At 36.9% G+C, this 13,992-nt stretch carries 13 protein-coding genes and 1 tRNA gene; 9 read left to right on the top strand and 5 right to left on the bottom strand.

Features of this window, described 5'->3' with window-relative positions; all coding sequences use genetic code 11:
- The first annotated feature begins 73 nt into the window (after window positions 1-73).
- Entirely contained in the window at window positions 74-712 is a 639-nt protein-coding gene (locus tag AC6CHV_RS21110; protein ID WP_498079617.1) for a vWA domain-containing protein, read from the top strand.
- A 24-nt stretch (window positions 713-736) separates the two neighbouring features.
- Window positions 737-1,174 carry an aminoglycoside 6'-N-acetyltransferase gene (gene aac(6'), locus AC6CHV_RS21115; protein ID WP_341332619.1) on the top strand — a complete coding sequence of 146 codons (438 nt, stop codon included), beginning with the start codon at window positions 737-739 and terminating at the stop codon, window positions 1,172-1,174.
- A 54-nt stretch (window positions 1,175-1,228) separates the two neighbouring features.
- Here aac(6') and AC6CHV_RS21120 read toward each other — a convergent pair whose 3' ends face one another.
- Window positions 1,229-1,678 (bottom strand): deaminase, encoded by a 450-nt coding sequence (locus tag AC6CHV_RS21120; RefSeq protein ID WP_498079618.1) that lies wholly within the window; start codon window positions 1,676-1,678, stop codon window positions 1,229-1,231.
- 45 nt (window positions 1,679-1,723) lie between these two features.
- The gene (locus AC6CHV_RS21125; protein WP_498079619.1) at window positions 1,724-2,554 is read right to left on the bottom strand and encodes a hypothetical protein; all 831 of its coding nucleotides are present in this window, start codon (window positions 2,552-2,554) and stop codon (window positions 1,724-1,726) included.
- Between the two features lie 164 nt (window positions 2,555-2,718).
- On the opposite strand from AC6CHV_RS21125, the gene AC6CHV_RS21130 reads away from it, so the two are divergent.
- Window positions 2,719-3,249, top strand: a complete 531-nt coding sequence (locus AC6CHV_RS21130; RefSeq protein WP_498079620.1) for a DUF6241 domain-containing protein — start codon at window positions 2,719-2,721, stop codon at window positions 3,247-3,249.
- 265 nt (window positions 3,250-3,514) lie between these two features.
- Window positions 3,515-4,774, top strand: coding sequence for a S8 family serine peptidase (locus AC6CHV_RS21135; protein WP_498079621.1), 1,260 nt, complete (start codon window positions 3,515-3,517; stop codon window positions 4,772-4,774).
- Window positions 4,775-4,821: 47 nt separating this feature from the next.
- Here the strand turns inward: AC6CHV_RS21135 and AC6CHV_RS21140 are convergent, their stop codons facing one another.
- The gene (locus AC6CHV_RS21140) at window positions 4,822-5,154 is read right to left on the bottom strand and encodes a metalloregulator ArsR/SmtB family transcription factor (RefSeq protein ID WP_121448829.1); all 333 of its coding nucleotides are present in this window, start codon (window positions 5,152-5,154) and stop codon (window positions 4,822-4,824) included.
- Between the two features lie 21 nt (window positions 5,155-5,175).
- On the bottom strand, window positions 5,176-6,933 hold the full coding sequence (locus AC6CHV_RS21145) for a sulfate permease (RefSeq protein ID WP_498079622.1): 1,758 nt from the start codon (window positions 6,931-6,933) through the stop codon (window positions 5,176-5,178).
- Between the two features lie 533 nt (window positions 6,934-7,466).
- Here AC6CHV_RS21145 and AC6CHV_RS21150 point away from each other — a divergent pair.
- Window positions 7,467-7,540, top strand: a tRNA-Gly gene (locus tag AC6CHV_RS21150).
- Between the two features lie 70 nt (window positions 7,541-7,610).
- On the opposite strand, the gene AC6CHV_RS21155 is transcribed toward AC6CHV_RS21150, so the two are convergent.
- Window positions 7,611-8,276 (bottom strand): phenylalanine--tRNA ligase beta subunit-related protein, encoded by a 666-nt coding sequence (locus AC6CHV_RS21155; RefSeq protein ID WP_498079623.1) that lies wholly within the window; start codon window positions 8,274-8,276, stop codon window positions 7,611-7,613.
- 100 nt (window positions 8,277-8,376) lie between these two features.
- On the opposite strand from AC6CHV_RS21155, the gene queG reads away from it, so the two are divergent.
- The 4 genes from queG to AC6CHV_RS21175 all read left to right on the top strand — a co-directional run bounded on the left by queG (window position 8,377) and on the right by AC6CHV_RS21175 (window position 13,744).
- On the top strand, window positions 8,377-9,510 hold the full coding sequence (gene queG, locus AC6CHV_RS21160) for a tRNA epoxyqueuosine(34) reductase QueG (RefSeq protein WP_498079624.1): 1,134 nt from the start codon (window positions 8,377-8,379) through the stop codon (window positions 9,508-9,510).
- Between the two features lie 447 nt (window positions 9,511-9,957).
- Window positions 9,958-10,842, top strand: coding sequence for an amidase domain-containing protein (locus tag AC6CHV_RS21165; protein ID WP_498079625.1), 885 nt, complete (start codon window positions 9,958-9,960; stop codon window positions 10,840-10,842).
- A gap of 40 nt (window positions 10,843-10,882) precedes the next feature.
- Window positions 10,883-11,356 carry a tRNA (uridine(34)/cytosine(34)/5-carboxymethylaminomethyluridine(34)-2'-O)-methyltransferase TrmL gene (gene trmL / locus AC6CHV_RS21170; protein ID WP_498079626.1) on the top strand — a complete coding sequence of 158 codons (474 nt, stop codon included), beginning with the start codon at window positions 10,883-10,885 and terminating at the stop codon, window positions 11,354-11,356.
- Window positions 11,357-11,848: 492 nt separating this feature from the next.
- A complete protein-coding gene (locus AC6CHV_RS21175; RefSeq protein WP_498079627.1) occupies window positions 11,849-13,744 on the top strand; it encodes a PrkA family serine protein kinase in 1,896 nt (631 codons plus the stop codon).
- The last annotated feature ends 248 nt before the right edge of the window (window positions 13,745-13,992 follow it).

The raw sequence follows: 13,992 nt of genomic DNA on the forward strand, positions 1-13,992 counted from the left end.
TTTTGAAGCGACCTGCACTGTTTTTAATCTTGTTATCCTTACAATGTAATCAAATTTGAACGGAGGATAACAGATGAAAACAGAATTAGTGTTTATTTTAGATAAGAGTGGATCCATGGCAGGACTTGAAGCCGATACAATTGGTGGTTACAACTCAATGCTAAAGAAGCAAAAGAAAGCGGAAGGGGAAGCAATTGTCACAACCGTTCTATTTAATCACCATTATGATATATTGCATGACCGAATTAATGTGAAAGGAATTTCACCAATCACCGAAAAAGATTACGCGGTTAGTGGTACCACTGCATTATTAGATGCAATCGGTTTTACGATCCAAAAAATAAACAATGTACAAAAACACACGAGTCATAATGAACGAGCTGAAAAAGTACTATTCGTAATTACAACAGATGGAATGGAAAATGCAAGCCGTGAATTTACAGCAGAAAAAATTAAAAAAATGGTTCAAAACCAAAAAGAGAAATATGGATGGGAATTCATGTTCTTAGGTGCGAATATTGATGCCGTATCAACAGCTGCGCAATTTGGAATTGATGAGGATTTTGCCGTTGACTACCATGCTGATGAACAAGGGACACAATTGAATTATCAAATGGTAAGTGAGGCTGTCACAAATCTGCGCAGCGGGAAGAAAATAGACCGAAGCTGGAAGGAAGAAATCGAACGCGATTATAGCCGACGTTCAAGATAGTAGAAACTATTTTAGGAGGAATTTATGGAAATAGTAAAGGCTATTAATAATGATGTAAAAGCAATTACGAAACTTGCATTACGGTTATGGCCAGATAATGTAGAAAGTGAACTTACTAGTGAGTTTTCTGAGCTGATTCTGGACCAAAAGGCGATCATTTATTTAGCTAAATCAGAGAATGATACAATAGGTTTTGCTCAATGCCAATTACGAATGGACTATGTTGAGGGAACCGAAAGCAGCCCGGTAGGATATCTTGAAGGTATTTTTGTAAAGGAAGAATACAGGAGGATAGGAGTTGCGAAACAGCTATTATCTGCTTGTGAGAAATGGGCGAAGAGTAAAGGGTGTAAAGAATTTGCAAGCGATGTGGAACTTGAGAATAATATAAGCTTGAATTTTCATTTAAGTAATGGGTTTCAAGAAGCGAATCGGATTATATGTTTAACTAAAAAACTTTAAAAATAGTATGCCTGTTTGCCACTATAATTCGGGGACAGGCATAATCTTAATTTATCATTTTTGCTTCCAATGTAACATGGGGTTTTCTTGCCCCTCCAATAATTTCATCTGTGTCATTTGGAGAGTGCGTTCTTCTCTCTTTTTCTTTAATTCATTATAAATAAACGTAGACTTCCCTAATCCTACCTCTACAGCTTCAGCAACTGATTGACAAAAATAAATATTTTCAATACCTGCAAAGTATATTGCCGTCAAACACATCGGACAGGGCTCACCACTAGCATACATGGTAAAGCCAGAAAGGTCATTCGTTTGTAATTTTTCTTGTGCACGACGAATGGCAAGCAATTCGGCATGTCCGCTGACATCATGTACTTTATGCAATTCATTTACACCTTCAGATACTATCTCATTATCCTTTACAAGAACTGCACCAAAAGGCTGTCCACCTTCATTTACATTTTGTAAGGCTAGATTAACTGCCCTTTTCATGAATTGATCCAACTTTTTCTCCTCCTAGCCTTTTTATCTATTGTATCAAATCCCAGACTAGGTATCCTTTTTAAGGTTTTTTATTTTTCGATCTGCATACCTAACAAAAAGATATCCGAGGAAGAAGGAGAGAAAGCTTAATGGATAATCTAGAATCGTATGTTTAGCCTTGAAAACACCGGTCGTTTTCAAAACTATATCGTAAGCAATATATGAAACAATCATAATAAGATACCAGCCATTCCTTGCATTAACTACACTTAAATAAGTAAGTAAAAAAGCAAAAATAAGACTCGTTACCGTTGTTATGGCAGAACTACCTCGATGTATTTGCTCCAGCCATTCAATATGGTAGGTTCTTATGCCAATAACTGCATGGAGCAGATAATGTAAGGGTATAAATATACCATAAAATGATAAAAGTAACGTTCCAAAGTGAATCCATTTCTTTTTTAAATGTACCCACCACAGTCTTGCAATAGGAAAATAAATAACTAAACCAACAACAGTATACCAGGGGCTCCACCAATTAGTTTCAAAAATTCCCCATCTAGTAAAAATGAGTTCAATTAAGGTGAAAAATAAAGCTAACGGAATGCTCCAATACCACCTACACCTCAAAACGACAAATAAAGCTGCAAACGCAGGGAGCACAAGGCCATTAACCATTGCACCTAAATGTGAATCTAATTCATTGTTTAACACACCTAATTTATAAACATAAGCTTTTCCCCAAAGATAGACGAAGTAATCAAATAAAAGAGTGGTACCAGTGACGGTAAAATAAAGAATAAAAAGACGACCCGACCTAACTTTCCAATATACAATTGCTAAAATCGCTAATCCTAAAAGAAATAATACTAGATAGGCCCATAATCCCAAACTCAATAAAATAAACCTCCGACTTGTTTGTAGGTATTTTTACCTAATTTTATCCTTAAGATACGTCACTTAAGAAAATAACGCTATTTAACCATTTATTTTATGCTAATATGAGAAATGGATACATAATACTTAAAAGTAAGAATATGGTGCTTTTAGAGGGGGAAATGATGAAATATTGGATAATAGGTTTTGTGCTTTTAATAGCGGTTTCAGTAGGTTTGATGTTCAGTGTTTTTAATGTGTTCGACAGTGCTGATAATCAAAAAGTAGTCTCTTCATCGAAGCAGGAATCCAGTAATGCGAATGATTTTAAAGAGCAGACTAAGAAAATTGGTGGCATCACATATGATTTGAAATTAAGCCAAACACCAGATGAACATGAAGTTATCAAAGTGATGCATCATATGACCCATCAAAAGGTGAAAGCCGAAGATAAATGGGGTGCAACACCGATGATTCCCGATACCATCCATGAGATTTATGATATCATTTCCAAAAGCGATTTTTCTAGAAAAGAACAGCTCTTAGCCATTGCTGAACGCTGGAAAAATGGTGATTTCAGTCGAGCAGATGATGATCATAATTATTTTTGGGACTACCAAAACGGAACGATAGGAAAAGCGTATGGTTTAATGAATGAAGCTGAAGAAAGAAGATTTATCATCAATAATTTTGGTGAGGAATTTTTACCAGATTAATGGTTAGTTCATTATGAGCTAGCCTTTTTTAATTAGTCATATTTTCCCTGTCACTTCTATATAAAAACGTTCTTTTGAACCAATGAAGAAAGTAGGTTCTTCTATTATAATGAATAGGCGGAATATTCAAAAAATAAAAGGTGGTGAAAAGTTAAAAATTTGTTCTTCTTTCCTGCCAATTTACCTTCTAGTTATCCAACTTCAAATTAACCCAAGATTATTGAAACTGATTCCATCCATTATCTACATATTATAGAAATGAGGGATGTTTTTGAAATCAATTTCAAAGCTACTGTCAGTTTTTCTTATCGCGATTATGTTTTATTCTCTTTTAGCCAGCGGAGTGTTTGCCGCTCCTGAACAGAACGAGTCCTCAAACAATGATTTACGCGTATTAATTCAACCACTCAATAAAAATGATAAATCCGAACTAAAAACTACTTATGGTGCACGATGGGATTTTGAATCAAAAGGCTTTTCAACAACGGTCAATGAAAAACAGTACAAAGCCTTATTAAAAAATAAAAATTTAAAGATAGAGCTTGTTGATCAGGTTTCAATTACTGCAAAACCAAAAGCTGGTGGAGAAGCAGTACCTTCCGACCGCACCCCATGGGGAATCGAAGCAATATATAATGATCCGTTTATCTCCGTGACGGATGGTGGAGACAATATTAGAGTAGCTGTATTGGATACGGGTACAAATATTAATCATCCTGATTTACAAGCCAATGTGGAGCAATGCAAGGATTTCAGCCAAAGAAAATCTCCAATAATTGATGGGTCGTGTAACGATAAAAATGGCCACGGAACACATGTTGCCGGAACCGTATTAGCCAATGGGGGTAGTGGAAATGGAATATATGGAGTTGCACCTGATGCAAAGCTGTGGGCATATCGAGTATTAGGAAATAGTGGCTCCGGATATGCAGATGATATCGCTGCAGCCATACGCCATGCAGCCGATGAAGGGAAGCAAAAAGGAGTCAAGGTCATTATTTCAATGTCATTAGGATCGAGCGGGAAAAGCTCATTAATTGCTGATGCTGTTACGTATGCATTCAATAATGGAGCATTAGTCGTCGCAGCATCTGGCAATAGCGGTCCAGCCCCTAATACTATTGAATACCCTGGTGGACTTCATAATGCAATTGCTGTAGCGGCATTAGAAAATGTGTTGCAGAATGGTTCTTACCGTGTTGCCGATTTTTCTTCTAGAGGAAATCCAACAACAGATGGTGATTATGTGATTGGAGAAGGAGATGTTGAGCTGTCAGCACCAGGTCGTGCTATTGAATCAACTTGGAGTGACGGTACGTACAACACAATCAGCGGTACATCAATGGCAACACCTCATATTTCAGGTTTAGCAGCAAAAATATGGTCAGAAAATCCAAGTATGACTAACCTGCAATTAAGAACTGAGATGCAAAATCGTGCAAAAAGTAACGATATCACTGCTGGTCAATATGCCGGAAATGGTGATGACATTGCTTCAGGATTCGGCTTCCCACTAGTAAAGTAAACGAATAAAACGGCTAAAATGGTTTCAATCATTTTAGCCGTTTTCTATTAGTTTTCATTTTCCCCGATTTTATCAAGTAGGGAAATGGTATTTACAAGATGATTATTAAAAATTTGTTTTGCCACCGAGAGAAGTTCGACAATCATTGGGTCTCTTAGTGAGTATATAACACGATTACCGTCTTTCGTTCCATAGACAATATTTTTAGCACGGAGTACGGTTAATTGCTGGGACACGGCTGACCCTTCACTTCCAATAAGGGTTTGAATTTCATTCACATTTTTATCCCCCTCAGCAAGAAGCTCTAGGATACGAATCCTCAATGGATGTGCGAGAGCTTTAAAAAAGTCAGCCTTGAATTGTTGCATTTCTAAATTCACTACCTTACCTCACTTTCTACATTAACTCATAGAAATACCTCTGTTTTTCACTACTTTCTCGTGGACTCCGGAGAGAGCCTGACATTCTTTAAAAGCAAAGTGTCTGCAACCCAAACATTTATTGTTGTTAATCTGGGTAAGGGCATAATCAATGGCATCACCTGTATGTTCAAAAAAGTTTTCCTCACCGATTACCTCATATAACCCGGTTTTATGAAGAACGCTTTTTGGTTGTGGTTTGATCCCTGAGATTAAAACAATACCTTGCTTTGAAAAGTCCTGAACAATACTAGCTAATCGCCCTTCTCCTGTTGTATCCATGAAAGGTACCCTACTTAAACGTAGGAGAAGAACCTTTGGTTTGTAATTGATTGAACTCATAATCTGTTGTTCAAAAGCCTGAGCAGCCCCGAAAAACAGAGGACCTTCCACATTATAAATACTTATTTGCGGACAATCATGAGAATCAGTCACAACACGACTATCTACTTTTTCATGTTTAGATTCTGGGTTTGGTAAAGCTTTTTCCGTTACTATTATATCACTCATTCGCTTAGTAAAAAGTACAACTGCTAAAATGAGTCCTACCTCCACCGCAACAGTTAGATTCATAAAGACGGTGAGTAGAAAGGTGACAACAAGTACAAGAGAATCTTCCGTTTTTGTTTGTAACACATGATAAAAAACACGGCGCTCACTCATGTTCCAAGCAACTAGCATAATAATTGGGGCCATACTTGCTAAAGGAATTTTTGAAGCATACGGTGCAAATAAAAGTAAGACAAGCAAAACAACGACACCATGTATAACACCAGAAAAAGGTGAAACAGCGCCTGTTTTAATGTTGGTTGCCGTTCTTGCAATGGCACCAGTTGCTGGAATCCCACCAAATAAAGGGGTAACCATATTAGCAATTCCCTGTCCAACTAATTCACGGTTACTATTATGTTTACTATTTGTCATACCGTCTGCAACAACAGCAGAAAGAAGAGATTCAATTGCTCCTAACATTGCAATCACAAATGCCGGTTGAATCAACTGTTTAATTCGTTCAAATGTGATCTCAGGAAATTGAAAGCTTGGTAGTTTGCTAGGAATATCCCCAAATGTTGACCCAATCGTAGCAACTTGAGTTGGGTAAAAAATAGTCGCGATACCAGTAGAAATAAGCAAAGCGATTAATGAACCGGGTACTTTCGGAAAGAACTTTGGAGTTAACAGCAGTACAACTAAACAAATCGTAGCCGTTAGAATGCTATAAATATTAATCTCTCGAATATGAAATATAATCTCTCTCATATTATCTATAAATAGTTCATGTTTCTCAATCTTATCAAGACCAAGAAAATTTGGTACCTGCCCAACAAAAATAATAATTGCAATTCCTGATGTAAATCCAATAGTAACAGGTCGTGGAATAAATTTGATTAAAGACCCAAGTTTAAAAAGACCCATTAAGAATAGAAGAACACCCGCCATAAAACCAGCAATTAATAAATTTTCAAATCCATAAGTTGCAACAATCCCAAATAGAATCGGAATAAAAGCACCAGTCGGTCCACCGATTTGGTATTTGGAGCCTCCAAAGAGTGAAATAAGAATACCCGCGATGATGGTCGTGTAAATCCCATATTCTGGTTTGACGCCTGAAGCAATCGCGAATGCCATTCCAAGAGGAATTGCTATAATCCCAACAACGACGCCAGAAATAAGATCCTTTTGAAAAGAATGAACCGAATACCCTTTAAATCTCCCTGAAAAAGCCCACCTATGTAGCATTTTTATCCTTCCTTCTGAATAATAGAATATCTGATTATTTGAATATATATATGAATCTACTCCTAATAATCTATAAAGTCAAAACAAATTTATGAAAAGAGAAAGGGCTGCCATGAAGAAATCAGGCAGTCCCTTAGAACGATTATTATATTGATAAAGGTTAATTTTATGATGTTTTGTATTAATTATGTAAGTAACGTGAATATATTTTTAATATTACTATTGCAAAATAATGATGAGGTATGTATAATAAATCAAGTAGTCAGCCGATAAAAAAACTTCGACAAAAAGTTACAAAACCTATTGCACTTCATTTACAAACTTGTTATAATAATCACATAATTAATTAATGAACTTCATATAAATTTTATATGCGGGTATAGTCTAATGGTAAAACCTCAGCCACGAGCAAAGCTTCAATGTACTTGCTGCGAGTTGCCTCGACGCATTTACATCTTGAATATTCTTGCAGAGGAAGAGGCATGTAAGGCCCGAAAGTCGTACTGAAAACTTCATATAATTAATATCTATGTGCGGGTGTAGTTTAATGGTAAAACCTCAGCCTTCCAAGCTGATGTCGTGAGTTCGATTCTCATCACCCGCTCCAATACATATATAACGCAGTGTTTCGTTTCTTAGATAAACGAGGTGTTGCGTTTTTTTATTTTATAAAGATTTTACAGAACTAAAAAGGATTTAGCCGAGCCACCATGTACTTGTGTGAACATCGCACCAAGAGAAGTCAGTAGTTTTTCACAGCTTTGATTTTGTAAAGATGGCTTCAAATACACAATTTGAATGGCATGTTTGGTTTCAGTTGTTACAGCGGTTCTTTCGGAATCGACAAAAGGGCTTCCAAAGGCTCCCGTCTCATCACTGGATAAAATTTTATCCTCCATCGAAATGGTTCTACCATTAATTCCTAAATACTCATCACCTAGTTGTCCCACACGAATTTCAATATCACCGTTAATTTTATTTGTATCATAAATCCCTATTGGTATTTCATACTGCATCGAAAAGAAATTGTTTAAGTCAGCAGCGGAGTGTATTGAGTTCAAATAGTTTTGCTTTTGTATCCGACGATAGATTGCCTCAACAGACGGACGATATCGATTGGGATCTGTACCAACTTGTTTAAAAATATCTCTCCACTCAGCGATTCCTTGAAAATCTGTAACATGCTTGTCTTCTAAATCAAAAAAGAGCGATTCTTGAAAGGTCTGTAGTCTGCCACGAATCATTTGTGGAGAATCGCCAACTTCGATATGATCGTATTGTATAATTCCTACTTTAAAATTAGGAACAAGTTCCTTTAAATGTGGCGAAATCTTAATTTCCATCATTTATCCCTCCAAAAATTATTGTAAATAGTGTACCATAAATCCTAGTAATTAAATAAATAGAACGGCTTACAAGTCCTAAGAAGGGAGGTTCCAAGACTTGGACACTATACAACTTCAACAAAAAATCATTGATTATAGTAAAACGATTGGAATTGATAAAATTGGCTTTGCGAGTGCTTCGCCATTTGAAGAATTAAAATCTAGATTATTACGGCAACAGGAATTAGGCTATCAATCGGGATTTGAACCAAAAGATATTGAAAAAAGAACAAATCCAGAGCTCCTTTTACCTGGTGCGAAGTCTATCATTGCAATAGCACTTGCTTATCCATCAAAGCTAAAGGATGCACCAAGGAGCACACGAAATGAACGTCGAGGTTTGTTTGCACGTGCTTCCTGGGGAGAGGATTACCACCATATATTACGGGACAGGCTACAAAAGCTTGAGGCGTTTATCATAGAAATGTTACCTGATGCTAAACTTCAATCAATGGTTGATACAGGTGAATTATCGGATCGTGCAGTAGCTGAAAGAGCAGGTATCGGTTGGAGTGGAAAAAACTGTGCCATTATTACACCAGAATTCGGATCGTATGTATATTTAGGGGAAATGGTTACGAATATCCCTTTCGTACCTGATTCGCCAATTGAGGATCAATGTGGTTCATGTCGAGCATGTCTTGATGCTTGTCCAACCGGTGCTTTGGTGCAGGGGGGACAAATCAATGCACAAAAATGTGTTAGCTTCTTAACGCAAACAAAAGACTTTTTACCGGACGAGTTTCGTACCAAAATTGGAAATCGACTGTATGGCTGTGATTCCTGTCAGACAGCTTGCCCGAAAAATAAAGGAATTGATTTTCATTTTCACGAGAAAATGAAACCGGAGCCCGAGGTTGTTAAGCCATTGCTAAAACCGATTTTATCAATTAGTAATCGTGATTTTAAGGAAACATTCGGATCACTGTCGGGGTCTTGGAGAGGGAAAAAACCAATCCAACGAAATGCGATAATTGCACTTAGCCACTTCAAGGATACTAGTGCGATTCCTGAATTAACAAAAGTCCTAAAGGATGATCCAAGACCAGTACTGCGTGGTACTGCTGCATGGGCTTTAGGCAAAATAGGTGACGAAAGTGCAATTGAAATTTTAAAAGAAGCAAGTCTGAAAGAAAAGGACGAGCAAGTTCTGCAAGAAATTGAAAAGGGTTTGAATATGTTAATCAACTAAAAGGATGCGATGACGCATCCTTTTTTGTATTAGTGGCGCAATTTTTTGGGATTATGCATGATTTGAACACTAAGACCTTTATGGTACTGATAGTTGTCCGAATGATGAGGTGATTTTGACAGAAGGTTTGAGAAAAAAAGTCAGTGTCCGAAAGAGGAGCTGATTCTGATAGGAGAGGCGAGTAACCCCAAAGTCAGAGTCCGAATGTAGGGTTGATTCTGACAGAAGAAGCGAGTGCAGCCCTAGTCAGAGTTCCTATGAATATGGAAAATAGTATAAGGTCTACCAAAAAAGATTGATGATGAAATACTAAAACACTCCCTACCTTTAAAAACGCTAATATTAAAAATACAAATCCTAAACTCAAGTCTAGTTCACAAACAATAAAATATTTTCCCGAATTACTACATATGGTGTAATATCACAACCTGAAGGTGGTGTCGGAAGTTGAAGTCGACTTTAGCAAAAGTAATTGAGGCTAAGGCACAATTACTAGTTGGGAATCGAAGAAGTGTTCCTTCTGTTAGTTTACCAGTAAAGGATCTTGAGTTTATTCAGAGGAAAAAAGAGCTTTTAGATAAACGTTCTGCAGAAATCGTTAAATGCAATACAAACGGCCAAATCATCAGTAAAAATGAAGTGGATGGAAAAGTCCATCTCAATTATATTGTTCATTCCCAATATTTAATTCGTCAGAATAAAAATCTCTACATTGAAGAGAACTGTGAAGAAAGAAAGGCTGTATTTACATTAAATAAATTAATTAGTGATGAAGAGGTTCCAAAAGAAATAGACACCCATCATGAAGTAATGGATCGTGAAACCCAAGAAGAACGCAATCTGGATTTTAAATATAACCGACTTGCTGCGGTTCAATACGCGGAGCGGTGGTGGAATGACTACAACCCCAAATACAAAAAGTTCGAAGATAATTGTACAAATTTTATTTCGCAATGTCTCCGTGCTGGGGGCGCACCGATGTATGGATATCCGAATCGTAATAAAGGTTGGTGGATGCAAAATAATAATTGGAGTTATAGCTGGACTGTTGCCAATGCCTTGAGATTGTATTTAAGTGGATCACAAAAAGGTCTTCAAGCAAAAGAAGTTTCCTCGCCTAGAGAGCTTTTATTGGGTGATATCATTTGCTATGACTTTGAAGGAGATGGGCGTTTTAATCACAATACAATCGTTGTGGCGAAGGATATTACAGGTAATCCACTTGTTAATGCACAATCACAAAACAGTAGGATGAGGTATTGGTCCTATTACGATTCAACTGCCTATACACCGAATATTAAATATAAGTTTTTTCATATCATAAATAACTAATTTTCTCTTTTTGGTATAATAACGATTGAGGTGAAAGAAAGTGGGACTACACGTCGTATTATACCAACCAGAGATTCCTGCAAATACAGGGAACATCGCGCGTACATGTGCAGCAACAGGGACGACTTTACATTTAATTCGCCCCATGGGATTTTCAACTGAGGACAAAATGCTTAAGCGTGCTGGTTTAGATTATTGGGAGTTTGTAAAGATTCATTATTATGATTCTTTAGAGGAGCTTTTTGATAAATACCAGGATGGAGAATTTTATTTTATTACAAAGTTCGGACAGAAAGAATATTCATCCTTTGATTATAGTGACATACAAAAGGACCATTTCTTGGTATTTGGTAAAGAAACAACTGGGCTACCAAAGGAGCTCATCGAAAAAAATATGGAACGGGCTCTACGACTGCCAATGACAGAAAATGTCCGCTCTTTAAATTTATCTAATACCGCAGCAGTTCTAGTATACGAAGCTTTAAGACAACAAAATTATCCTGGACTAACTTAACACAAAAACGACCTCTACCCATTGGCAGAGGTCATTTTTTTATTATTTTTTGTTTATGCTTGGCTTATCTTCATAGCCACCTGTAAAAATAGCTGCTAAAAATGTAACAATAACACCTAAAATTAACAATAATTTCATGTGTTTTACCTCCTTTATGTATGAAGCTCAAAAAATAAACTTCAAAAAAGATACCTAGGTGTATTATAACCTAATTTCAATTTTGTGTGAATGTTATCTATGGACAAATTGTAAACATTTTCGAACCTTATAAAAATAGGCACATATACTGTATAAACTCCTTTTACATTGTATCCCCATATTTTTTCTAAATTATTTTCATTTTGTCCAATCAAGAATATCAAGGGGATTTTTCTTATAATTCAGAATAGGACATGTTGAATTTTGTAAGATTAAAGCATGTTAAAGGACATCCTCGCATACATTTTATTAAACCGTGCAAGAGACAACAAAGATGGAGGAGGCCCCTAATTAATGGATATCTTAAAAAAGATAGAACAATTTCGTGAAGAGGAACAACGTTTGAAATGGGAAGGAACCTTCGCTGATTATTTGGAAGTTTTAAAGGAAAAGCCATGGGTTGCTCAGTCTGCTCATTCCAGAGTATATAATATGATTAAAGATGCAGGGATTGAAGAAGAAAATGGAAAGCGCAAATATAAGTTCTTCGACCACCAACTATTTGGTTTAGAGGAAGCACTTGAGCGATTAGTCGAAGAATATTTTCATCCAGCAGCAAAACGACTTGATGTTCGTAAGCGAATTTTATTATTGATGGGACCTGTTAGTGGTGGTAAATCCACATTAGTTTCAATGTTAAAAAGAGGATTAGAGACATATTCACATACTGAAAGAGGCGCGGTTTATGCAATCAAAGGCTGCCCAATGCATGAAGACCCACTGCACCTTATTCCTCATCATTTGAGAGAGGACTTCTTCGATGAGTACGGGGTTCGAATTGAAGGTAATTTATCTCCACTAAATATGATGAGATTGCAGGAAGAGTACGGTGGCAGGATCGAGGATGTGAGAGTGGAGCGGATATTCTTGTCCGAGGATAAGCGTGTAGGGATTGGAACTTTCAGTCCTTCAGATCCTAAATCTCAGGATATTGCTGATTTAACTGGAAGTATTGATTTTTCAACAATTGCTGAGTTTGGTTCAGAATCAGATCCACGTGCCTATCGATTCGATGGTGAATTAAACAAAGCGAATCGTGGAATGATGGAATTCCAAGAGATGCTAAAATGTGATGAAAAGTTCCTCTGGCACTTACTATCTTTAACACAAGAGGGAAATTTTAAAGCGGGAAGATTTGCGTTAATTTCAGCAGATGAGCTGATCGTCGCACATACGAACGAAACAGAGTATCGTTCCTTTATTTCGAATAAGAAAAATGAAGCGTTACATTCACGTATCATTGTTATGCCAGTTCCTTATAATTTACGTGTTTCTGAGGAAGAGCGTATCTATGCAAAGATGATAAAGGAAAGTGATGTGCGCGATGTTCATATTGCACCACATACCTTTAGAGTGGCAGCCATGTTTACGATTTTAACTAGATTAAAAGCCCCTAAAAAAGGCGATATTGATATTATTAAAAAGATGAGATTGTATGATGGTGAAAGTGTAGAAGGTTTCAATGCAATTGATGTGGAGGAGCTTCGTAAAGAATATCAAGATGAGGGTATGAGTGGTATTGACCCGCGTTATGTAATTAACCGGATATCATCCACGATTATCCGAAAAGAAAACCCATCAATTAATGCATTGGATGTATTGCGTTCCTTAAAGGATGGCCTTGAACATCATCCATCCATTTCGAACGAAGATCGTGAACGCTATTTGAACTTCATCTCAATTGCGAGACGTGAGTATGACGAAATTGCGAAGAAAGAGGTCCAAAAGGCGTTTGTTTATTCGTATGAAGAGTCTGCGAAGACATTAATGGATAACTATCTAGATAATGTTGAAGCATACTGTAATAAAAACAAACTTCGCGACCCGTTAACCGGAGAAGAAATGAACCCAGATGAAAAGCTAATGCGTTCAATTGAGGAGCAGATTGGAATCTCTGAAAATGCAAAGAAGGCATTTAGAGAGGAAATCCTTATTCGTATCTCTGCATATGCCCGTAAAGGAAGAAGATTTGATTATAATTCACATGAACGTCTTCGAGAGGCAATTCAAAAGAAATTATTTGCGGACCTAAAAGACGTCGTAAAAATCACTACTTCTACAAAAACACCTGATGAGCAACAGCTGAAGAAGGTTAATGAGGTTGTGGCAAGATTAATTGACGAGCACGGTTATAATTCAACATCTGCGAATGAACTGCTACGTTATGTAGGAAGCTTATTGAACCGATAATCTAGAAAATAGGGGTTAGGCCAGCATGATGGTCTAATCCCTTGTTTTTCAAAATTGTCGTATCTTTTTATTGGCTTATGAAGAGGAGTCTGAGTAAGGAATCCACTTATAACCCCCATCATTGCACTTATGAAGAGAAATTCGAGCGAGAAATCAACCGCCAATCCCGTTCATCGGGCTTATGAAGAGAACTTCGAGAGAGATTTCAACCGCCAATCCCGTTCATCGCACTTATGAAGAGGAAAACG

Source organism: Ferdinandcohnia sp. GQ5 (genome assembly GCF_059759275.1).